The organism is Pantoea sp. 9140, assembly GCF_000745295.1.
Lineage (GTDB): Bacteria > Pseudomonadota > Gammaproteobacteria > Enterobacterales > Enterobacteriaceae > Pantoea > Pantoea vagans.
This window is the reverse complement of record NZ_JQNO01000001.1, coordinates 4086171-4109741: the sequence shown is the minus strand read 5'-3', so window position 1 is coordinate 4109741 and position 23571 is coordinate 4086171. Positions and strand designations below refer to the sequence as shown.

13 protein-coding genes, 2 rRNA genes and 1 riboswitch are annotated in these 23571 nt (G+C 56.5%); of the genes, 6 read left to right on the top strand and 9 right to left on the bottom strand.

What is annotated here, in order from left to right; genetic code table 11:
• Nucleotides 1-62 precede the first annotated feature (62 nt).
• The gene (gene aqpZ, locus FA92_RS19015) at nt 63-758 is read right to left on the bottom strand and encodes an aquaporin Z (protein ID WP_304622266.1); all 696 of its coding nucleotides are present in this window, start codon (nt 756-758) and stop codon (nt 63-65) included.
• A 237-nt stretch (nt 759-995) separates the two neighbouring features.
• Nucleotides 996-2348, bottom strand: coding sequence for a lysine-sensitive aspartokinase 3 (gene lysC, locus FA92_RS19010; protein WP_033784460.1), 1353 nt, complete (start codon nt 2346-2348; stop codon nt 996-998).
• Nucleotides 2349-2461: 113 nt separating this feature from the next.
• Nucleotides 2462-2654, bottom strand: a riboswitch (Lysine riboswitch).
• Nucleotides 2655-3045: 391 nt separating this feature from the next.
• On the opposite strand from lysC, the gene pgi reads away from it, so the two are divergent.
• The 5 genes from pgi to FA92_RS18980 all read left to right on the top strand — a co-directional run bounded on the left by pgi (nt 3046) and on the right by FA92_RS18980 (nt 9189).
• Entirely contained in the window at nt 3046-4692 is a 1647-nt protein-coding gene (gene pgi / locus FA92_RS19005) for a glucose-6-phosphate isomerase (RefSeq protein WP_033784459.1), read from the top strand.
• Nucleotides 4693-5257: 565 nt separating this feature from the next.
• On the top strand, nt 5258-5515 hold the full coding sequence (gene yjbE / locus FA92_RS18995; RefSeq protein WP_013359757.1) for an exopolysaccharide production protein YjbE: 258 nt from the start codon (nt 5258-5260) through the stop codon (nt 5513-5515).
• A 196-nt stretch (nt 5516-5711) separates the two neighbouring features.
• Nucleotides 5712-6359 carry a YjbF family lipoprotein gene (locus FA92_RS18990; RefSeq protein WP_013359756.1) on the top strand — a complete coding sequence of 216 codons (648 nt, stop codon included), beginning with the start codon at nt 5712-5714 and terminating at the stop codon, nt 6357-6359.
• The gene (locus tag FA92_RS18985; RefSeq protein WP_033784457.1) at nt 6356-7099 is read left to right on the top strand and encodes a capsule biosynthesis GfcC family protein; all 744 of its coding nucleotides are present in this window, start codon (nt 6356-6358) and stop codon (nt 7097-7099) included. The genes FA92_RS18990 and FA92_RS18985 overlap by 4 nt, the downstream gene beginning before the upstream one ends.
• Entirely contained in the window at nt 7099-9189 is a 2091-nt protein-coding gene (locus tag FA92_RS18980) for a YjbH domain-containing protein (RefSeq protein ID WP_013359754.1), read from the top strand. Before FA92_RS18985 ends, FA92_RS18980 begins: the two co-directional genes overlap by 1 nt.
• Before the next feature lie 433 nt (nt 9190-9622).
• Here the strand turns inward: FA92_RS18980 and metH are convergent, their stop codons facing one another.
• The gene (metH, locus tag FA92_RS18975; RefSeq protein WP_033784701.1) at nt 9623-13306 is read right to left on the bottom strand and encodes a methionine synthase; all 3684 of its coding nucleotides are present in this window, start codon (nt 13304-13306) and stop codon (nt 9623-9625) included.
• A 194-nt stretch (nt 13307-13500) separates the two neighbouring features.
• On the opposite strand from metH, the gene iclR reads away from it, so the two are divergent.
• On the top strand, nt 13501-14328 hold the full coding sequence (gene iclR, locus FA92_RS18970) for a glyoxylate bypass operon transcriptional repressor IclR (RefSeq protein WP_033784456.1): 828 nt from the start codon (nt 13501-13503) through the stop codon (nt 14326-14328).
• Here iclR and aceK read toward each other — a convergent pair.
• The 6 genes from aceK to FA92_RS18940 all read right to left on the bottom strand — a co-directional run bounded on the left by aceK (nt 14303) and on the right by FA92_RS18940 (nt 23518).
• A complete protein-coding gene (gene aceK, locus FA92_RS18965) occupies nt 14303-16051 on the bottom strand; it encodes a bifunctional isocitrate dehydrogenase kinase/phosphatase (protein WP_033784455.1) in 1749 nt (582 codons plus the stop codon). The two genes, iclR and aceK, sit on opposite strands and share 26 nt — an antisense overlap.
• A gap of 62 nt (nt 16052-16113) precedes the next feature.
• Complete coding sequence (gene aceA / locus FA92_RS18960; protein ID WP_033784454.1) at nt 16114-17415, bottom strand: isocitrate lyase; 1302 nt, start codon at nt 17413-17415, stop codon at nt 16114-16116.
• 17 nt (nt 17416-17432) lie between these two features.
• Nucleotides 17433-19031, bottom strand: a complete 1599-nt coding sequence (gene aceB, locus FA92_RS18955; protein ID WP_033784453.1) for a malate synthase A — start codon at nt 19029-19031, stop codon at nt 17433-17435.
• 262 nt (nt 19032-19293) lie between these two features.
• Nucleotides 19294-20223 (bottom strand): homoserine O-succinyltransferase, encoded by a 930-nt coding sequence (gene metA / locus FA92_RS18950; RefSeq protein WP_033784452.1) that lies wholly within the window; start codon nt 20221-20223, stop codon nt 19294-19296.
• Nucleotides 20224-20402: 179 nt separating this feature from the next.
• A 5S ribosomal RNA gene (gene rrf, locus FA92_RS18945) occupies nt 20403-20518 on the bottom strand.
• A 91-nt stretch (nt 20519-20609) separates the two neighbouring features.
• A 23S ribosomal RNA gene (locus FA92_RS18940) occupies nt 20610-23518 on the bottom strand.
• Nucleotides 23519-23571 lie beyond the last annotated feature (53 nt).

The following is a 23571-nucleotide window of genomic DNA, read 5'->3' as shown; positions in this document are numbered from 1 at the left end:
AAGATGGGGCGAGGCAGGAAAATGCGGATCGACTGCTGCCGATCCGCTGAATATCGACGAAATTACGCTGCTTTATCCTCTAAACCGCGGTAGATCAAACCACCAATCACAGCGCCGATAATCGGCATCAACCAGAACATCCACAGCTGAGCGATCGCCCAGTCGCCCTGGAAGAGGGCTGCTGCGGTGCTGCGTGCCGGGTTAACAGAAGTGTTAGTCACCGGAATGCTGATCAGGTGGATTAGGGTTAACGCCAGCCCAATCGCGATCGGCGCAAAGCCTTTTGGCGCGCGTTCGCTGGTCGCGCCCATGATCACAATCAGGAAGATAGCCGTCATCACGACCTCAGTGATCATGCCTGCCTGCAAACTGAAGCCGCCCGGCGAGTGTTCGCCGTAGCCGTTCGCCGCAAAGCCGCTGGCCGCTGCGCTGAAGTCGCCTTTACCGCTGGCGATCAGATAAAGCACCGCGCCAGCAGCAATGCCGCCTACCAGTTGCGCGATGATGTAAGGAATGGCCTGCGAGGCGGAGAAACGTCCGCCTGCCACTAATCCCAGAGTGACCGCCGGATTAAAATGACCGCCCGAGATATGACCGACCGCATACGCCATGACCAGTACGCTCAGACCGAAAGCCAGCGCGACGCCCATGAAGCCAATGCCGAGTTCCGGGAACGCCGCTGACAGTACGGCACTACCACAACCGCCTGCGACCAGTACAAAAGTCCCCAGCGCCTCTGCGACTAACCTTTTCATGATATTTCCTAAATTTGGGTGAATTGATTCAGCGGCGGGATTATAAATCTGAGGAAAGAGAGCGCAACGCCGGTACACGAAATGCGCAAAGAAAGGGGTTGCCATTTGGCAATAGTGGGCAATAAGCCTTTGGATTAATTAAATTATCTGGGAAAAAGAAACCAGCGGAGGATCAGAACGAAGTGAAGTTTTTTTGCCGCTGTTCAGGCCGCGCAGACGCGGCCTGAACAGCAGATAAATTTACTCGAACAGATTGCGGTGCAGCGTACGGACTACGCTTTCCGCGTCGTTGCCCGGCACCAGGAAGCAGAGATTGTAGCTGCTGGCCCCATAGCAAATCATCCGCAGGTTGAACGGGTCGAGCACACCAAACACCTCTTTGCCGACACCGCAGGCTTTTGACAGCTCATTGCCGATAATCGCCACCAGCGCCAGGTCTTCCTCCACTTCTACCCGGCACAGCGACGAGAGTTCAGTCAGCAGCGCCTGCGTCAGCAGACTGGCGCTGGTTGAGGTCGATCCGGTGGTGTCCAGCGTCAGCGCCACGCTCACTTCGGAGGTGGTGATCAGGTCAACGGAGACGTTATGACGCGCCAGAATGTTAAACAGTTCGGCGAGGAAACCAAACGTATGCAGCATGTTTAGGCTGTGCAGCGTTAACAGCGTCTGCTTACGACGTAACGCCAGCGCCCGGAACAGCGGCGGATTGCGGGTTTCGTTGCAGACGCGGGTACCGCCTGCGGCCGGATCCTTGCTGGAACCGACGAAGACCGGAATACCCCGGCGCACGGCGGGCAGCAACGTCGCCGGATGCAATACCTTGGCACCAAACGTCGCCATCTCAGCGGCTTCTTCGAAGGTGATTTCATCAATACGCTTCGCCGTCGGCACCACGCGTGGATCGGTGGTATAGATACCCGGCACATCCGTCCAGATATCGACTCGCGCCGCATTCAGCGCTTCGCCCAGCAGCGCGGCGGTGTAGTCACTGCCGCCACGCCCTAAAGTGGTGGTACGCCCTTCGCTTTCACTGCCGATGAAGCCCTGGGTAATCACCAGCGCCTGCTCAATGCGCGGCTGCAACTGCGCCGTCGCCTGCTCCGCCAGCACCTGGACATCCGGGACTGCGCGGCCAAAATGATCGTCGGTGCGCATCACTTTGCGAACATCAAACCACTCTGCATTCACCTGACGTTCACGCAGAATTTCAACAAACAGCAGTGAAGACATCAGCTCGCCGTGGCTGACCAGTTCATCGGTCAGGGCATTTGAGGTGGCGAGTGACGCCGCTTCTGAGAGCATGCTGATATTGTCGAGCATCCGATCGATTTCATCGCGGATCACGTCCGGACGCTGCAGGCGATCGACGATGGCGTACTGGATACGGCGGATATCATCAAGCAGAGCAGCGCGCTGGGGTGCCTGCTGGCCTTCAGCCAGCGCAACCAGAAGATTGGTAATGCCTGCCGAGGCAGAGAGCACCACCAGACGCGTGCTGGCGTCCTGCAACACCACATCGGCGCTGCGGTTCATCGCTTCAAAATCGGCTACGCTGGTGCCGCCAAATTTTGCCACTATCAGAGTTTGAAACATGTAGGACCTCGTGTCAGGTTATCTTGTTCTCGCCGATGAAAGGGTCGAGAAACATGCTTTCAGCCAGGCACAAGGAAAGAGCAGAAACGGGCGGACAAGATCGGATAGACGAGTCACCCAGAAGCGCCCCACCTTGCAAAACGTCGACTGCAGACGTTTCTGGTGACAACCCAGAGGATTCAGCCCCTGTAGCCGACAGGCAACACACCGCGTGCTGACCCACCTCGGCGTCGCTCCCCATGATGTGTTTTCACCGGATACGGTTCCTCCAACACACTGCCTGGGCGACGCGCCTCTTCTGGCTTGCACACAGGTGCGCAAGTAGGCGCATAGATCTAGCCTTTTCTGGACCTGCTGTCAATGTCAGCGATGGCCGGAGAGCCGCATCAGAAAACAAATGACCCTGCGCCGCAGCGGCTACAGTGCTTAATGGGTTCAGCCCCTGCAACAATCCCTGACACGGCACAACGTTTTGCGCAGACTTTCGCGTCACACTTTAGCGCGTGATACTGCTGCCATCCGCAGGCTGTTCGCGCCAGTGAATGCTGACGTCAGATCGCAGCGTTCACCTCGCCTGCGCGGCGTGCGCTGACAAAATTTTTCCTTTCAGTTACAAGTGTGGTCATACTGAAACGCTAAACGGGCATGATGTGCCTCCGATGGAATGACGGTTCTTAATATCAACAAGAGTGTTGCCATGAAAAATATCAATCCGACACAAACCGCAGCCTGGAAAGCGCTGCAACAGCATTTTGAGCAGATGAAATCGGTAGAAATTGCCGATCTGTTCGCTCAGGATGCCGATCGTTTTGCCAAATTCTCTGCCACCTTTGATGATCAGATGCTGGTGGATTTCTCCAAAAACCGCATCACCCAGGAAACCCTCGATAAGTTACAGGCGCTGGCCAAAGAGACCGATCTCAGCGGTGCCATTAAGTCTATGTTCTCGGGTGAGAAGATTAACCGCACCGAAGATCGTGCGGTGCTGCACGTCGCACTGCGTAACCGGAGTAACACGCCGATTCTGGTGGATGGCAAAGATGTGATGCCAGAGGTCAATGCCGTGCTGGACAAGATGAAAGGCTTCTCAGAGCGCATCATCAGCGGCGAATGGAAAGGCTATACCGGTAAAGCGATCACCGACGTAGTGAACATCGGTATCGGCGGCTCCGACCTTGGCCCGTTTATGGTGACGGAAGCGCTGCGCCCGTACAAAAACCATCTGAATATGCATTTTGTCTCCAACGTTGACGGCACCCACATCGCCGAAACGCTGAAAGATCTCAGCCCGGAAACCACCCTGTTCCTGGTTGCATCGAAGACCTTCACGACTCAGGAAACCATGACCAACGCCCACAGCGCGCGTGACTGGTTCCTGAAAACCGCAGACGATCAGCAGCATGTAGCGAAACACTTTGCTGCACTGTCGACCAATGCCAAAGCAGTGGGTGAATTCGGTATCGACACCAATAACATGTTTGAATTCTGGGACTGGGTTGGCGGCCGCTATTCACTGTGGTCAGCGATCGGCCTGTCGATCATTCTCTCGATTGGTTTCGATAACTTCGAGCAGCTGCTGAGCGGCGCACATGCCATGGACCAGCACTTCGCCTCCACCCCGGCTGAACAGAACCTGCCGGTGCTGCTGGCGCTGATTGGTATCTGGTACAACAATTTCTTTGGTGCCGAAACCGAAGCGATTCTGCCTTACGACCAGTACATGCACCGCTTTGCCGCCTATTTCCAGCAGGGAAATATGGAGTCAAACGGCAAGTATGTGGATCGCGACGGTCACCCGGTGGACTACCAGACGGGCCCTATTATCTGGGGCGAACCCGGCACTAACGGTCAGCATGCGTTTTATCAGCTGATCCATCAGGGTACTAAACTGGTTCCGTGTGACTTTATTGCGCCGGCTATTACTCATAACGCGCTGGCGGACCACCATCCAAAACTGCTCTCTAACTTCTTTGCCCAGACCGAAGCGCTGGCGTTTGGTAAGTCACGCGACGTCGTGGAGAAAGAGTTTACCGATGCCGGCAAATCTGCAGAATCTGTGGCCCACATTGTGCCGTTCAAGGTGTTTGAAGGTAATCGCCCGACTAACTCCATCCTGCTGCGTGAGATTACGCCGTACAGCCTGGGCGCGCTGATTGCGCTGTACGAGCACAAAATCTTCACGCAGGGTGCCATCCTGAATATCTTCACCTTTGATCAGTGGGGTGTGGAATTAGGTAAGCAGCTGGCGAACCGTATTCTGCCGGAACTGGAAAATGAGGACGAAATTACCTCTCATGACAGTTCCACTAATGCCTTAATTAACCGCTATAAATCCTGGCGTTAATCGGCGTTAATTTCATCGGGCGGCAACGTTGCCGCCTTTTTTTGTCTCTTTTTCCATCCGGATGACCTGATTATCGATTCTGTCATTCACGCCAGCGCGGGAAAAGTCTTAAAATACCCTAAGATAATTCTGAACATCTGGTGATAAAACAGAGTGGCGTCCAGTATAAAATGGATCTGAAAACAGGCGGTACGCAGGGTTAGCTGTTGATTTATAGTCATATTTAATTTAAGCCCTTCTGAGTAAATTCTGATTATTCTTATTCCGTACCAGATATAACTAAAAAAGAACATTCCGCTTTGCAATTACCTCACCCGTAGCGAAATATAGGGTATCAACCGGAAAAACTCCGATATAAAAAGTAGTTATCCCCAATACAGCTGATTAAATCACGCAATCACCCCGCTATTTGCCCTGGTTTTTATGGCACTGAACTCTGATATTTTGTTGCCCTATAATGAACGCGCCCGCAATGGGACTGTCCGTCGCTCTGGTTGCAGCCTGTCTGTATTGCCATTGTCGCCGGTCAGAGATCCTTCATTCACTCAATGCAGGAAACGTTGTTATGAAAAAAACTATGGTTGCCGGTGCAGCCCTGATCCTCGTTGCCGCTTCTTCCAGCGCATTTGCTGCGCCGCAGGAAGCAGGTGAAGCAGGTACTGCAGCTGGCGCGCAGGCGGGAGCAATCTCTGCTGGCACGTCCACAGCTGTGGGTATCGGCGCACTTGGCGCGCTGGTCGGGCTCGGCATTGCTGCTTCTGGCGGTGGTGACGGTGCAAATACCGGTACAACAACCACGACCACGACGAGCACCACTCGTTGATGGATGCCCGACTCCCGTCTGATTGCTGATGTGCAGCAAACGGGCCGAGGCTGAATCACTGACTTCGTTAAGTGATGACGCTGAGCCTTGTAACCTGTATCTCTGCAGCCAGCCGTGACGGGCAGAGCACCTTTAAACATAACCACACGCCTGTGTGGTTATTTTTTACTTTGGCATGACTTATCAGGGACACACAGTGCGCCGACTTCCTCTGCTGCTCGCTTGCCTGCTGCTGCAGGCCTGTACACAAACGCAAAAAGGTCTTGAACAGACCCTGCTGCTCGCGGTTAACGGTCCGGATGACGTGACCGTCACCGATCAACAGGTCAACAATCTTCCCTATGCCAGTCTCTATGCTCGTCTGAATGACGGTCCGCGCATTTTTGTGGTGCTGGGCTACAGCGAGAAGGGGCAGCAGAAATGGGTGACGCAGGATCAGGCGATGCTGGTGACACAGCACGGCCGCCTGGTTAAAACCCTGGGCTTACCGGATAACCTGCTGAGCGTCAGCAATCTGCAACAGGATCCGCTTGCTGACAGCCTGCATATCAGCAATGGCGCAGGCTGGACCCGCATCGTGCAGTGGACCGAGCAGGGCAAGGTTCGCGGCGCGACCGTGCGTTCCACCTTCCAGCGCGGCACCGACGAAGTGCTGACCGTGGCGGGCAACCGTATCCCGTGCCGTGTCTGGCATGAGCAGGTAAGCATCGACAGCAGTAACCGCGAGTGGGAAAACACCTTCTGGATCGACAACAGCAGCGGTGATGTGGTGCAGGCCCATCAGATGCTGGCGGCCGATGCCTTCCCTGTCGATATCACTATTCTGAAGCCGGCGAAATCATGAAAAAAATCACTATTTTGCTGGCCGGGCTGAGCCTGCTCAGCGCCGCAGAAGCGCAGGCGACTGCGCAGGTTATCGTTCATGCACCGCACAACGGCGGTCAGGCTGAGCTGAGCCAGATCGCGGATCTCTCACAGCTGGTGACACTGCCTCCGCTGCAGGCCAACACGGACTGGCGCCGTACCGTTATTGCCGAGCGCGGTGCCAGCGCCGTCGCACAGCAGCAATATCAACAGACGCTGGGTGCTTTACGTGCCTGGCGTGCTGACAGCAGCGGCGATCGGGCGGCGGCTATTGATGAGGTCATCCGCCAGCTGAGCGCCATCAACGTGACAGGTCGTCAGTTCACCCCGCTTGACCCGGACTGGATCCGTCTCCATCCGGCGGACAACCGTCGGCTGGAAGGCAGCTATGACCTCTGGCTGCAGACGCCATCCGATTCAGTGCTGCTGCTCGGCGCATTAAGCGGCGCAGGCAAAGTGAGCTGGCAGCCGGGTAAATCAGTACGCGACTATCTGGAGGGTCACCCGTCACTCTCCGGCGCAGAACGCAATTTTGTCACGGTGATTTCGCCTTCCGGCGCCACACAGCAGGTGCCGGTTGCTTACTGGAATCATCGCCACGCGGAAGTGGAGCCAGGCAGCGTTATCTGGCTCGGCTTTTCCTCATGGAGCCTGCCAGGCAGCTATGAAGATCTGAACGATCGCATTCTTTCCGTACTGACTCACCGGATACCAGACTGATGAAAAAACGTTATCTCTTCAGCCTGTTGGCTGTTTCCGTGGCGGCAGCCTGTCAGGCGCAGGCCGACACCTTCCCCGCGCCGGTGGGCCCGTCACAATCTGATTTCGGTGGTGTGGGCCTGATGCAGGTGCCGACGGCGCGCATGGCCAAAGAAGGCGAGTTCAGCCTCAATGCGCGCGACAACGATCAGTACCGCTATTACTCTGCGTCACTGCAGCTCTTTCCCTGGCTGGAGACGACCGTGCGTTATACCGACGTGCGCACCCGGCAGTACAGTGCAGTGTCAGAATTCAGCGGCACGCAGAGCTATAAAGATAAAGCCTTCGACCTGAAACTGCGTCTGTGGCAGGAAGGCTTCTGGCTGCCGGAAGTGGCGGTGGGAACCCGCGATCTCGGCGGTACCGGCCTGTTTGACAGTGAATATGTGGTGGGAACCAAAGCCTGGGGACCGTTCGACTTCACCCTGGGCCTCGGCTGGGGCTATCTCGGCAACAGCGGCACCGTGAAGAACCCGTTCTGCTCCTATAGCGACAGCTATTGCCAGCGTCCACGGGTGGGCGAAGCGGGTTCCATCAATGGCTCGCAGATGTTCCACGGTCCGACAGCATTTTTCGGCGGCGTGGAGTATCAGACGCCCTGGCAGCCGCTGCGTCTCAAGATGGAGTATGAGGGCAACGACTACCAGAATGACTTTGCTGGCCGCCTTGATCAGCGCAGCAAGCTCAACGTCGGCGCGATTTATCGTGTGACCGACTGGGCTGACATCAACGCCAGCTACGAGCGCGGCAACACCTTTATGTTTGGTGTCACCATCCGTACCAACTTCAACGATCTGCGTCAGGCGCACATCGACAGCGAGAAGCCGGCCTACAATCCGCAGCCGCAGCCTCAGTTGCTGGAACCGACGGTAGTCGGGACTCAGCTGACCGATCTGAAATACAACGCTGGTCTTGATGGTCCGCGGATTCAGACTCAGGGCCACACGTTGTATGTGTCAGGCGAGCAGACGAAGTATCGTGATACCCGTGAAGGGGTGGATCGCGCTAACCGCATCATCATGAACCACCTGCCGGACGGCATCGACACCATCAATGTGACCGAGTCGCGCTTTAACATGCCGCAGGTGACTACTGAGACGAAAGTTGCCAGTCTGCGTAACGATCTGGAAGGCTACCCACTGGGCCATGAGCAGCCGCTGCAACAAACCCGCAAAGAACCGGTCGATCCGGGTAACACCGAGCAGGGGATGTTTATCCGCCAGGATCGCCTGAACTATAGCCTCTCACCGGTGCTGAATCAGTCGGTGGGCGGCCCCGAAAGCTTCTACATGTATCAGGTTGGCGTGATGGCCAGCGCGGATTACTGGCTGACGGATCACCTGCTGGTGGGCGGCAGTCTGTTTGGTAACCTCGCCAACAACTACGATAAGTTCAACTACAACGGCGCACCGGCGGACTCTTCGCTGCCGCGCGTGCGTACCCATATCCGCGACTACGTTGAGAACAACGTCTACGTCAACGATCTGCAGGCGAACTATATGGGCCACCTCGGTAACGGCTTCTATGGTCAGGTCTACGGCGGCTATCTGGAGACGATGTACGGCGGCGTGGGCGGCGAGTTGCTTTATCGTCCGGTCGATGCGAACTGGGCGGTGGGCGTCGATGCCAACTACGTCCGTCAGCGTGACTGGGACAATATGATGCAGTTTAACCGCTACAAAGCGTCAACGGGCAACCTGACCGGTTACTGGCGTCCGTGGTTCATGCAGGATGTGCTGGTGAAAACCAGCGTCGGTCAGTATCTGGCAAAAGATAAAGGCGTGACGGTCGATGTGTCGAAGCGCTTCGACAGCGGCGTGATGGTCGGTGTTTATGCCACCAAAACCAACGTGTCGTCTGAAGAGTATGGCGAAGGCGACTTCACCAAAGGCTTCTATATCTCTATCCCGATGGATCTGTTCACCGTGACGCCAACACGCGGTCGCGCGCAGGTGAACTGGGTGCCGCTGACGCGTGATGGCGGTCAGATGCTGGGACGTAAGTACCAGCTGTATGATCTGACGTCGGATCGCGACGCTCGCTTCAACTAAGCAGAGGCGGCCTCCGGGCCGCTCAACGCTGTTTACAGAAGCAGGCTCAGGGAGCAAACGCCCTGCGTAAAGACGCAAAAACGCCATCCGTGGCATGCTCAGCGCGGGCCATCTGTGGCCCGCGATGCTTTACTCCTGGCGTATGCTCCCATCGCTTTGACTTTGGCACGCGTTTCAGGAAGTCACCTGTATGCATGAGTTGGCTGACAGGCCCGGTCAGGGTGACTCTCAGCAATGAAGAAGCCTGATGCGCAGGGAACACGGGCAGAAGAGGAAAGCGTCCCGCGCCAGGGACGGCGCGGGCCGAGCGGCCAGGGACTGGCTTTAGCGCCTTTCCGATCTGACCGTGTTTCCTGTGCTAGCTCGATATTACAGCTGACCAGTACGGTGCGGCTGATCTCCCTTCAGGCGGCCCTCAGGCCGCTTTTTTTATTTAGTCTGCATCGTAGCCGAGATTCGGTGCCAGCCAGCGCTCCACCTCTGTGACCGACATTCCTTTGCGTGCCGCATAATCCTCCACCTGATCACGCTGAATCTGCGCCACGGCGAAATAGCGGCTGTCAGGATGGCTGAAGTACCAGCCGGACACCGCCGCACCCGGCCACATGGCAAAGGATTCGGTCAGTTTCATGCCGGTCTGCTCTTCAACCGCCAGCAGACGCCAGATGGCAGCTTTTTCAGTGTGATCCGGGCAGGCCGGATAGCCTGGCGCCGGACGTATCCCCTGATAATTCTCCCGAATCAGCTCTTCATTGCTGAGGTTTTCGTTGGGCGCAAAGCCCCAGATCACCTTACGCACCCGCTCATGCAGGTATTCAGCAAAGGCTTCCGCCAGACGGTCAGCCAGCGCTTTCACCATGATCTTGTTGTAGTCATCGTGCTGACGATCATAGGCCTCCGCCAGCGCATCCTCTTCCAGTCCGCCGGTCACCGCGAACGCGCCAAGGTAATCCGCTTTTCCCGCTGACTTCGGGGCAACAAAATCCGCCAGACAGTAGTTGGCGAAGTCGGTTTTCTCGGTCTGCTGACGTAAGTGATGACTCACACACAAAATTTCATCGCGTCGCTCGTCGCGGTAAACATGGATATCATCGCCAACCCGGTTAGCTGGGAAAATACCGACCACGCCACGCGGCTTCAGCAGCGACTCCTCACTCAATTTGTCGAGCATCGCACTGGCATCGGCAAACAGACGCTGCGCCTCTTCACCCACCACCTCATCCTCAAGAATGCGGGGATATTTACCCGCCAGCGACCAGGTCATAAAGAACGGCGTCCAGTCGATGTAGTGCCGTAGCGTCGCAATGCTGGCCTCCACCTGACTGACACCAGCGCGATGCGGCACCGGCGGCGTGTAGCTTTCCCAGTCAATCGACGTGGCGTTGTCGCGCGCCGCCTGCAACGAGACCGGCGGCGTGCGTGGCTTTTTACGTGCATGCTGGATGCGCACGGTCTCATACTCTTTGCGGGTTCGGGCAACGAAGTCGTCTTTCAGCGTGGCGGAAAGCAGCGACGACACCACGCCAACGGTGCGAGAGGCGTTCTGCACATAGACCGTCGGGCCGCTGTAGTGCTGTTCAATTTTGACGGCAGTATGCGCCTTCGAGGTGGTCGCGCCGCCAATCAGCAGCGGTAAGGTAAAGCCCTGCCGCTCCATCTCTTTCGCCATATTGACCATCTCATCCAGCGACGGCGTAATCAGGCCAGACAAGCCGATGATGTCCGCCTTCACTTCACGCGCCGTTTTGAGGATTTTCTCGCCCGGCACCATCACGCCAAGGTCGATAACTTCGTAGTTATTACACTGCAGCACCACGCCGACGATATTCTTGCCGATGTCATGCACGTCGCCTTTAACCGTGGCCAGCACGATTTTACCGTTGCTGCGCCCCGCCTCTTTGCTGGCTTCGATAAACGGCTCCAGATACGCTACCGCCTGCTTCATCACGCGCGCCGATTTCACCACCTGTGGCAGGAACATTTTGCCTTCGCCGAACAGGTCGCCGACCACGTTCATCCCGGACATCAGCGGCCCTTCAATCACCTCTATCGGGCGTGGCACCTGCTGACGCGCCTCTTCGGTATCCTGCTCGATGAACTCCGTGATGCCTTTGACCAGCGAATATTCCAGCCGCTTCACCACGTCCCAGCTGCGCCACTCGGCGAGTTGCTTGTCCTGCGCACCATCACTTTTGCCGCCACGGTATTTTTCCGCCAGCGCCAGCAGCCGCTCAGTGCCATCATCCCGTCGGTTGAGGATCACATCCTCCACCGCCTCGCGCAGTTCTGCCGGTAGATCGTCATAGATGGCCAGCTGGCCTGCGTTGACGATGCCCATATCCATGCCGTTACGGATAGCGTAGTAGAGAAACACCGCATGTATCGCTTCACGCACCGGGTCGTTGCCACGGAAGGAAAACGACACGTTGGAGACGCCGCCGGAGATCAGCGCATGGGGCAGTTCACGCTTGATGTCTTCACAGGCACCGATGAAATCCATGGCGTAGTTGTTGTGCTCGTCGATGCCCGTAGCGACCGCAAAGATGTTGGGATCGAAAATGATATCTTCCGGCGGGAAGCCGACCTGTTTGGTCAGAATCCGGTAAGCGCGGCGACAGATTTCTATTTTACGGGCGCGGGTATCCGCCTGGCCCACTTCGTCAAACGCCATGACCACCATTGCCGCGCCGTAACGCCGCACCTGGCGCGCATGGTGGATAAAGGCCGCTTCACCCTCTTTCATCGAAATCGAGTTCACAATCCCTTTGCCCTGAATGCACTGCAGCCCCTTCTCAATCACCTCCCATTTTGAGGAGTCGATCATGATCGGCACGCGGGCAATATCCGGTTCGCCCGCAATCAGATTCAGAAACCGCACCATCGCCGCTTCGGCATCGAGCATTCCTTCATCCATGTTGATGTCGATGATCTGCGCGCCGCTCTGCACCTGCTGCAGTGCCACTTCCAGCGCGTCGTTGTACTTCTCTTCTTTGATCAGCCGCTTAAATTTTGCTGAGCCGGTGACGTTGGTGCGCTCACCGACGTTAACAAACAGCGACTCTGCGGTGACGTTCAGCGGCTCCAGACCGGAGAGGCGACAGGCCACCGGAATCACCGGCAACCTGCGCGGCGCGATGCCGTCAACCGCCGCGACCATGGCCGCAATATGTTGCGGCGTAGTGCCACAGCAGCCGCCAATAATGTTCAGGAAGCCCGAGGTGGCCCATTCACCAATCTGCTCCGCCATCAGTTCTGCATCGAGATCGTATTCGCCAAAGGCGTTCGGCAGTCCGGCGTTGGGATGGGCAGTGACGTAGCCCTCGGCGATGCGCGACAGCTCCGCCACATACTGACGCAGCTCATCCGGCCCCAGCGCGCAGTTCAGGCCAAAAGAGAGCGGTTCGGCATGACGCAACGAGTTGTAAAACGCTTCGGTGGTCTGGCCGGAGAGCGTCCGGCCGGAGGCGTCGGTGATGGTGCCGGAGATCATCAGCGGCAGTTTCACACCCAGCGCGTCCATCTCGGTCTGCACCGCATAGACAGCCGCTTTGGCATTCAGCGTATCGAACACCGTTTCGATCATGATGAGGTCAGCACCGCCCTCCACCAGCGCACGGGTCGATTCACGGTAGGCTTCCACCAGCTGTGTAAAGGTGACGTTGCGATAAGCAGGATCGTTGACGTCGGGTGAGATCGAGCAGGTGCGGTTAGTCGGGCCGAGCACACCCGCAACGTAACGCGGACGATCCGGCGTTTTCGCCGTCCACGCATCGGCGCAGGCGCGCGCCAGCCGGGCTGCTTCGAAATTGATCTCCGCCGACAAGCTTTCCATCTGGTAATCTGCCATCGCAATCGACGTGGCGTTGAAGGTGTTGGTTTCGAGGATATCTGCACCGGCAGCCAGATAAGCGTCGTGGATCTCGCGGATCACCGACGGTTTACTCAACACCAGCAGATCGTTGTTGCCTTTGAGATCGCAGGGCCAGCCAGCAAAACGGCTGCCGCGATAATCCTCTTCCTCCAGTCGGTAGCTCTGGATCATGGTGCCCATGCCGCCATCCAACACCATAATGCGTTGTGCGAGCTGCTGATGTAGCGCGTCGATTTTAGTGCTCACTGTTGCCCCATTCACGTCAGTCTGCTGGCGGAAAACCCTGTTTTTCATTCTGGCACAAGCCTGTCTGGCGACAAAGTAACCTCTTCTGCGACAGGTTCCATCCATGGCCATACAGGTCTGACCAGAAAACCAGCGTTTGCAAACGGTGTGATTAAAACGAAAATGATTTCCACAATGCAAAAGGAGAGACAACGATGGCAACGCCCGTTCCTGTTAAGCGCGGTAAGAAACCCCGCGGCACCCCTGTCGCCGCACCGGCGGGCGGTCAGGTTCAATCGCTGACGCGCGGCCTGACGCTGCTGGAGCTGATTGCGGATTCACATGGCAGCGTGGCGCTGACCGAGCTGGCACAGCAGGCGGGCCTGCCTAACTCCACCACGCATCGCCTGCTCAGCACCATGCAACAGCAGGGCTTTGTCCGTCAGGTGGGCGATCTCGGGCTGTGGACAATTGGCGCACACGCCTTTGTGGTCGGCAGTAGTTTCCTGCAAAGCCGGAATCTGCTGGCGCTGGTCCACCCGGTGCTGCGCAGCCTGATGGAGCAGTCCGGTGAGACGGTGAATCTGGCGGTGCTGGATCTCAGCGACCACCAGGCGGTGATCATTGATCAGGTACAGTGCACCCAGCTGATGAGGATGTCTGCGCCGATTGGCGGCAAACTGCCGATGCACGCGTCAGGCGCAGGCAAAGCCTTTCTGGCCCATCTGGGTGATGAGCAGGTCACCGCCCTGCTGCATCAGAAAGGATTGCACTACTACACGCCGAAGACCCTGATGTCGCCGCAGAGCCTGAAAGAGAATCTGGCCCAGGTGCGCAAAGCCGGCTTTTCACTGGATGATGAAGAGCATGCGCTCGGACTGCGCTGTGTCGCCGCGCCCATTTATGATGAACATGGCGAGGCGTTTGCCGCTCTTTCGATTTCCGGCCCCATCGCGCGCATGACAGACGATCGGATTACGGAATTAGGTGCGCTGGTCATCCGCGAAGCGCGTCAGGTTACGCTGGCGTATAGCGGCCGTTGACCGTCTCCGCCGCATAGCAGACGCTGAAACGCTGGGTCTGCCGCCAGGCGATCACCTCCTCCACATGACCCAGGGCGAGGCGTTGCTGCTGCGCGCGCCACCAGCGGGCGTCGAATATCTCGGGATGCAGTTGCAGCAGCAAGGCACCGGTCGCGGCTTCACTGCATAACGCATAGCGGAAGGTTTCCGGGAAGACATCGTCCGGCCCGACGCTGTACCACGGTTCGGCGCTGAGTTCATCCTCCTCATAGCGCGCCGCGGGCACCTCGCGAAAATTCAGCTCCTGCATCGGGCGGATCTCATCGTAGTCGTAGAAAATCACGCGCCCATGGCGGGTTATGCCGAAGTTTTTAAACAGCATGTCGCCAGGAAAGATGTTGGCGGCTGCCAGCTGTTTAATGGCATTACCATACTCCTCAATGGCGTGTCGTCGCTCAGCGTCGCTGGCCTGAGCCAGATAGAGATTAAGCGGCTGCATACGACGCTCAAGCCACAGATGATGGATGATCAGGCGATCGCCTTCGATATGCAGCTTCTCTGCCACGCAGGCGTGAAGTTCCGCCAGCAGCGCCGGTGAGATACGCGACAGTGGCAGCGCAAACTGCTCGAACGCCTGCGTATCCGCCATCCGTCCCACGCGATCGTGCTCTTTGACCTGCTGATAACAGGCGCGGACCTGCGCTTCCGTCACCTCTTTTTGCGGTGCGAAGCGATCCTTTATTACCTTGAACACCCAGTCAAAGCCCGGCAGCGTGAAGACCAGCATCACCATGCCGCGCACGCCAGGCGCGATCTCAAAAGCGGTGTCACTCTCTGCCAGCGCCTGAAGATATTCACGATAGCTTTCAGTTTTACCGTGCTTCTGACAGCCAATCGCCATATAGCGCTCCGCCAGGGTTTTACCGGGCAGAATCGGTTGCAGCCAGGCGACCAGCGCTGCAGGCACCGGGGCATACACCATGAAATAGGCACGGGCAAAACCAAACACAATGCTGGCGTCATTCACATCAGTCAGGCAGGTGTCGATCCACAGTTCGCCAGCTTCCGTGCGCTGGATCGGCAGCAGACAGGGAAAAATGCCTTCCGGCAGCTGCAGGCGCGCCACCAGCCAGGCGGTTTTGTTGCGATAGAAGAGTTCACTGTTGACCTCCAGCCAGCCCTGATCAAGCCGGGGGAAATGCGACGCCAGATGGCGGACAATCCACCCGACATCACGCGCGCGGTGCTGCCAGGGCAGCGTCAGCGGTAAATCTCCGAGCACCTGATCCACCAATGCCTGCCAGCCCCGCTCCGGCTGATAATGGCGCGACCACGGTCGCAAAGGTGTCACCGGCGCAGTCTGGGCCTGAGAGCTGAAAATAAACAGCCGGTCCGGCTGCAGGTCGGTATGTCCATGCAACCGGCAGTAAACCGAGTTAAAGAAGCTTTCAGCAATTTCATGCCGGGGATAGCCGGGCAGCAGGCTTTGATAGTGTTCCTTGACCCGCAGCCAGAAAATCTCATCCCAGCTGGCCGCGCCATTCAGCACCCGCAGTTGATCGGCGACAAGACTGACGTGATGATCATAGAGATGAATGCGGGCCTTCATCGCATGCTGTACTGCCTGCCATTCTGCCTGCTCGAACCGCTGCTGCGCCCCGGCGGTAATATCCAGAAAACGGCCATACTGCGCATCAAAACCCTGCAGGATAGTGTGGGCGATCAGGGATTCACGTGGCGGCATAGTCAGCTCCGGTCAATGCCCGCCCGCGTGGTGCGGGCGGGGAATCCGTCATAGGAGAAGCGTCAGAACTGATGCTCTTCGGTCGAACCGGTGAGCGCGGTGACCGAAGACTTACCGCCCTGAATGATGTTGGTCACCTGATCGAAATAGCCGGTGCCCACTTCCTGCTGATGTGACGAGAAGCTGTAACCGCGATCGCGGGCGGCGAACTCAGGCTGCTGCACCTTTTCCACGTAGTGACGCATGCCTTCGCCCTGGGCATAGGCATGCGCCAGATCGAACATGTTGAACCACATGCTGTGGATGCCCGCCAGCGTGATGAACTGGAAGCGATAGCCCATGTCGCTGAGCGCCTGCTGGAACTTCGCGATGGTGCGGTCATCGAGGTTCTTCTTCCAGTTGAACGATGGCGAGCAGTTGTAGGCCAACAGTTTGCCGGGGAAGCGCGCATGGATGGCATCGGCAAAGCGCTGCGCCATCGCCAGATCCGGCGTTGAGGTTTCACACCACAGGATGTCAGCATAAGGGGCATAAGCCAGCCCGCGACTGATCGCCTGTTCAATGCCAGCGTGTGTGCGGAAGAAGCCTTCTGCCGTCCGGTCGCCACGGACAAAGGGACGATCGTATTCATCGCAGTCTGAGGTAATCAGGTCCGCGGCGTCGGCATCGGTGCGGGCCAGCAGTACCGTTGGCACGCCCATGACATCCGCAGCCAGCCGCGCCGCCACCAGTTTCTGAATCGCTTCCTGAGTCGGTACCAGCACTTTGCCGCCCATGTGACCGCATTTTTTTACCGCCGCCAGCTGATCTTCGAAGTGAACCGCAGCCGCGCCCGCCTGAATCATCGCCTTCATCAGCTCATACGCATTGAGTACGCCGCCAAAACCGGCTTCCGCATCAGCGACAATCGGCAGAAAGAAATCGGTATACCGGCTATCACCCTTTTCGATACCGCTGGACCACTGAATCTGATCGGCGCGCTGAAAGGTCTGATTGATGCGCGTCACCACTTCCGGCACCGAGTTCACCGGGTAAAGCGACTGATCGGGATACATCTGCCCCGCTACGTTGGCATCCGCAGCCACCTGCCAGCCAGAAAGGTAAATTGCTTCAATGCCCGCTTTGGCCTGCTGCAGTGCCTGCCCGCCGCTGAGCGCCCCCAGACTGTTGATATACCCTTTCTTCGCTTCGCCGTTCAGCAGCGCCCATAACTTCTCCGCACCGCGCTCTGCCAGCGTACAGGCGGGCAGGACCGAGCCGCGCAGATTGACGACCTCTGCGGCGCTATAAGGACGGGTAATGCCCTCCCAGCGTGCGGTCTGCCAGAGTTGTTCCAGTTGATCGATCTGTTGAGTACGTGTCATGGCAATAGCTCCTCTGTTCAGGGGATCAGGCGGTAGCCTGGCAGGGTAAGAAAGGAAACCAGCTCGCGCTCGGTGGTGATCTGCGCCATCAGCTGCGCCGCGTCATCATAGCGACCGGCACTAAAGCGGGCTTCACCCAGCGCGTTTTGCAGCAGATGCAGCTCTTCGTTCAGCCAGCGCAGAAACAGTTCGGCCGTGACCCGCTGGCCACTGTTCAGCATTTGCTGGTGACGAATCCATTGCCAGATTGAGGTGCGTGCAATCTCAGCGGTAGCGGCATCCTCCATCAGCCCGTCAATCGGCACACAGCCGTTACCGCTGATCCAGGCTTCAAGGTATTGCAGGGCGACGCGGATGTTGGCGCGCATCCCCGCTTCGGTGCGCTCACCCTGACAGGGTGCGAGTAATTGCTCCGCCGTGATCGGGGCATCTTCTTCACGCATGACATGCAGCTGATTCGGCCGGTCGTCCAGCGCAGCATCGAAGACCGCCATAGCGGTATCTGCCAGGCCCGGATGCGCAATCCATGTGCCGTCATGCCCGTTGCCCGCCTCCCGTTGTTTATCTTCCGTCACGCGCTGCAGCACCCAGGCATTGCGCGTCGGATCTTTAGCGGGGATCAGCGCTGACATACCGCCCATCGCGAATGCTCCCCGGCGATGACAGGTTTTAATCAGCAGACGCGAGTAAGCATCCAGAAACGGCTGAGACATGGTGACGGACTGGCGATCCGGTAGTACGCGATCCGGATGCTGTTTCAGGGTTTTGATGTAGCTGAAGATGTAATCCCAGCGGCCACAGTTGAGTCCAACGATGTGATCGCGCAGATTCCACAGGATCTCATCCATCTGAAACACGGCGGGTAAGGTTTCAATCAGCACTGTTGCTTTGATCGTGCCGCGCGGCAGATCGAACTGATCCTCGCTGAAGCTGAAGATCTCACGCCACCATGCGATCTCCTGCCAGCTCTCGGTCTTAGGCAGATAGAAGTAAGGTCCGCTGCCCTTAGCCAGCAAAGGCCGGACGTTGTGGAAGAAATAGAGTGCGAAATCAAACAGCCCGCCCGGAATCGCCTCACCCTGCCAGCTGACATGTTTTTCTGACAGATGCAGGCCGCGAACCCGGCACATCAGCACCGCTGGATTAGCGCCGAGCTGATAAATTTTGCCCGTGTCGCTGGTGTAACTCAGGGTGCCCTGCACCGCTTCGCGCAGTGTCAGCTGCCCGTCAATCAGTTTTGACCACTCCGGTGACAGCGAATCCTCAAAGTCGGCCATAAAAACTTTTACGTTTGCGTTCAGGGCATTAATCACCATTTTTCGCTCGGGTGGCCCCGTGATCTCGACCCGACGATCTTCTAAGTCTGCCGGAATGGATTGAATACGCCATTCGCTGGCTCTTATGGAAGCGGTTTCCATATCGAAGTCTGGCAGATAGCCCTGGTCATATTGCTGCTGACGCTGTTGGCGATCTGATAACAGCACGTCGCGTTGCGGTGCAAAGCGCGCAACCAGCGCCTCCAGAAAAGAGACGGCCTCGAGGGTTAATAACTGCTGTTCGGCATGGTTAAAGGGCTGGCTGAAACAGAGGGTATGGCTGATCACTGAGTCTGTCATGCTGGTTTTCTCCTGTATTCAAAGGATCGAATGCAGCGGATCCACACGGTGTTCGTTTTGTGAGCGACAGGATCAGAGCATAAGCATTTATTTTTCTAAATCAAAAACTATTTCCATTTTTGTATATAAATTATTCTATCCCAATGTTTTACATGCAATTAAAGTTATTTTTATTAAAGGAACGGATTTCATTAGCGTTTTACAGACGAAAAAAAACCGTGTTGCCTTTGGCTAACACGGTTCAGTTGATCGTCAGGTGGGACTATTCCAGCGTTGGATTCATGCGGCGCAGATCGAACGGAGTGATCTGGTAAACATAGTAGTTGAGCCAGTTCGAGAACAGCAGATTGCCGTGACTTCGCCAGGTGGCGCGCGGTGGCAGAGCCGGATTATCGTGCGGGAAGTAGTTATACGGAACTTCCGGGCTGACTCCCGCTTCATAATCGCGATGATACTCACCCGACAGCGTCAGCGCATCATACTCCGGGTGACCGGTAACAAACACCAGACGTTTATCTTTACTCGCCATCAGATAGGCGCCGGTTTGTTCCGATTCAGCAAACAGCTCAAGATCGGTGTAATCCGTGATCAGCTGAGTAGGAAAATCAGCATAGCGTGAGTGTGGCGCAAGGAAATTATCATCAAAACCTCGGGTCAGTAACGCATGGGGATGCAGAATCTGGTGCTCATAGACGCCAGACAGCTTGTTATGCCGGGTTTGCTTGGGAATGCCATACAGAATATTAAGCGCAGCCTGCACGGCCCAGCAGACAAACAGGGTGGAGGTGACGTGCTCATTTGCCCAGTGCAGTACGCGCTGAATCTGGGGCCAGTAGGCGACATCATTAAAATCGACCAGTCCCAGTGGTGCACCTGTCACGATTAAGCCATCGTAGTTGTCATGCTGGATATCTTCAAAATTGCAGTAGAAGTTGTTGAGGTGCTCAGTGGGCGTATTGCGTGACTCACGGCTGTCGATGCGCAGCAGCTGAATATCGATCTGCAAGGGCGAGTTGGAAAGCAGACGCAGAAACTGGTTCTCCGTTTCGATCTTTTTCGGCATCAGATTCAGTATGAGCACTTTAAGCGGTCGGATCTCCTGAACACTGGCGCGCGACGATGTCATGACAAAGACATTTTCGTCACGCAAAAAATTCACTGCCGGTAATTCGTCGGGAACCCTGATTGGCATAGCCTGCTCACCTCTCGCAACCATATAAACGTTTAGACATCTGGATGCCCAACATTAGCGTGATCGTTGTAAGATGTCGAGGCTTCATGCAGAAAATGAAAATGTTTCAGCTTAAAGTGGCAAACAACAGACGTAAAAAAGCCCCGCACTCGCGTGCGGGGCTTCTTCACTTATTTAATGCCTGGCAGTTCCCTACTCTCGCATGGGGAGGCCCCACACTACCATCGGCGCTACGGCGTTTCACTTCTGAGTTCGGCATGGGGTCAGGTGGGACCACCGCGCTAAAGCCGCCAGGCAAATTCTGTCTCCGCGCCGCCACAGGGGCCGCGCAGAATATCCGGTACAAGGCTGAAAATCGTGTCTCTCAAAAACGCCTCTGGCGTTGTAAGGTTAAGCCTCACGGGTCATTAGTACCGGTTAGCTCAACGCATCGCTGCGCTTACACACCCGGCCTATCAACGTCGTAGTCTTCAACGTCCCTTCAGGACCCTCAAGGGGTCAGGGAGAACTCATCTCGGGGCAAGTTTCGTGCTTAGATGCTTTCAGCACTTATCTTTTCCGCACTTAGCTACCGGGCAATGCCATTGGCATGACAACCCGAACACCAGTGGTGCGTTCACTCCGGTCCTCTCGTACTAGGAGCAACCCCCCTCAATTCTCCAGCGCCCACGGCAGATAGGGACCGAACTGTCTCACGACGTTCTAAACCCAGCTCGCGTACCACTTTAAACGGCGAACAGCCGTACCCTTGGGACCTACTTCAGCCCCAGGATGTGATGAGCCGACATCGAGGTGCCAAACACCGCCGTCGATATGAACTCTTGGGCGGTATCAGCCTGTTATCCCCGGAGTACCTTTTATCCGTTGAGCGATGGCCCTTCCATTCAGAACCACCGGATCACTATGACCTGCTTTCGCACCTGCTCGAGCCGTCACTCTCGCAGTCAAGCCAGCTTATGCCATTGCACTAACCTCACGATGTCCGACCGTGATTAGCTGACCTTCGTGCTCCTCCGTTACTCTTTAGGAGGAGACCGCCCCAGTCAAACTACCCACCAGACACTGTCCGCAGCCCGGGTAACGGGCCTACGTTAGAACATCAAACATTAAAGGGTGGTATTTCAAGGTTGGCTCCACGCAGACTGGCGTCCGCGCTTCAAAGCCTCCCACCTATCCTACACATCAAGGCTCAATGTTCAGTGTCAAGCTGTAGTAAAGGTTCACGGGGTCTTTCCGTCTTGCCGCGGGTACACTGCATCTTCACAGCGAGTTCAATTTCACTGAGTCTCGGGTGGAGACAGCCTGGCCATCATTACGCCATTCGTGCAGGTCGGAACTTACCCGACAAGGAATTTCGCTACCTTAGGACCGTTATAGTTACGGCCGCCGTTTACCGGGGCTTCGATCAAGAGCTTCTCCTTGCGGATAACCCCATCAATTAACCTTCCGGCACCGGGCAGGCGTCACACCGTATACGTCCACTTTCGTGTTTGCACAGTGCTGTGTTTTTAATAAACAGTTGCAGCCAGCTGGTATCTTCGACTGGCTTCGGCTCGGGGAGCAAGTCCCTCCACCTACGCGCCAGCGTGCCTTCTCCCGAAGTTACGGCACCATTTTGCCTAGTTCCTTCACCCGAGTTCTCTCAAGCGCCTTGGTATTCTCTACCTGACCACCTGTGTCGGTTTGGGGTACGATTCTGTGTTACCTGATGCTTAGAGGCTTTTCCTGGAAGCAGGGCATTTATCACTTCAGCACCGTAGTGCCTCGTCGTCACGCCTCAGCGTTAATAAGGGACCGGATTTACCTGGACCCTCCGCCTACACGCTTAAACCGGGACAACCGTCGCCCGGCTGATATAGCCTTCTCCGTCCCCCCTTCGCAGTAACACCGAGTACAGGAATATTAACCTGTTTCCCATCGACTACGCCTTTCGGCCTCGCCTTAGGGGTCGACTCACCCTGCTCCGATTAACGTTGAACAGGAACCCTTGGTCTTCCGGCGAGCGGGCTTTTCACCCGCTTTATCGTTACTTATGTCAGCATTCGCACTTCTGATACCTCCAGCATGCCTCACAGCACACCTTCGACGGCTTACAGAACGCTCCCCTACCCAACAACGCCTAAGCGTCGCTGCCGCAGCTTCGGTGCATGGTTTAGCCCCGTTACATCTTCCGCGCAGGCCGACTCGACCAGTGAGCTATTACGCTTTCTTTAAATGATGGCTGCTTCTAAGCCAACATCCTGGCTGTCTGTGCCTTCCCACATCGTTTCCCACTTAACCATGACTTTGGGACCTTAGCTGGCGGTCTGGGTTGTTTCCCTCTTCACGACGGACGTTAGCACCCGCCGTGTGTCTCCCGTGATAACATTCCTCGGTATTCGCAGTTTGCATCGGGTTGGTAAGCCGGGATGGCCCCCTAGCCGAAACAGTGCTCTACCCCCGAGGATGAGTTCACGAGGCGCTACCTAAATAGCTTTCGGGGAGAACCAGCTATCTCCCGGTTTGATTGGCCTTTCACCCCCAGCCACAGGTCATCCGCTAATTTTTCAACATTAGTCGGTTCGGTCCTCCAGTTAGTGTTACCCAACCTTCAACCTGCCCATGGCTAGATCACCGGGTTTCGGGTCTATACCCTGCAACTTAACGCCCAGTTAAGACTCGGTTTCCCTGCGGCTCCCCTATACGGTTAACCTTGCTACAGAATATAAGTCGCTGACCCATTATACAAAAGGTACGCAGTCACCCCCATAAAGAAGGCTCCCACTGCTTGTACGTACACGGTTTCAGGTTCTGTTTCACTCCCCTCGCCGGGGTTCTTTTCGCCTTTCCCTCACGGTACTGGTTCACTATCGGTCAGTCAGGAGTATTTAGCCTTGGAGGATGGTCCCCCCATATTCAGACAGGATACCACGTGTCCCGCCTTACTCATCGAGCTCACAGCACGTGTGCTTTTGTGTACGGGAGTATCACCCTGTACCCTGCGACTTTCCAGACGCTTCCACTAACACACATGCTGATTCAGGCTCTGGGCTGCTCCCCGTTCGCTCGCCGCTACTGGGGGAATCTCGGTTGATTTCTTTTCCTCGGGGTACTTAGATGTTTCAGTTCCCCCGGTTCGCCTTGCAGCACTATGTATTCATGCTGCAATGATGCACAGAGTGCACCGGGTTTCCCCATTCGGACATCGACGGCTGTAGCGGTTCATATCACCTTACCGTCGCTTTACGCAGATTAGCACGTCCTTCATCGCCTCTGACTGCCTGGGCATCCACCGTGTACGCTTAGTCGCTTAACCTCACAACCCACAGGCGTTTTTCAACGCTGCAGACTGCAAGCATTTGAGAGACT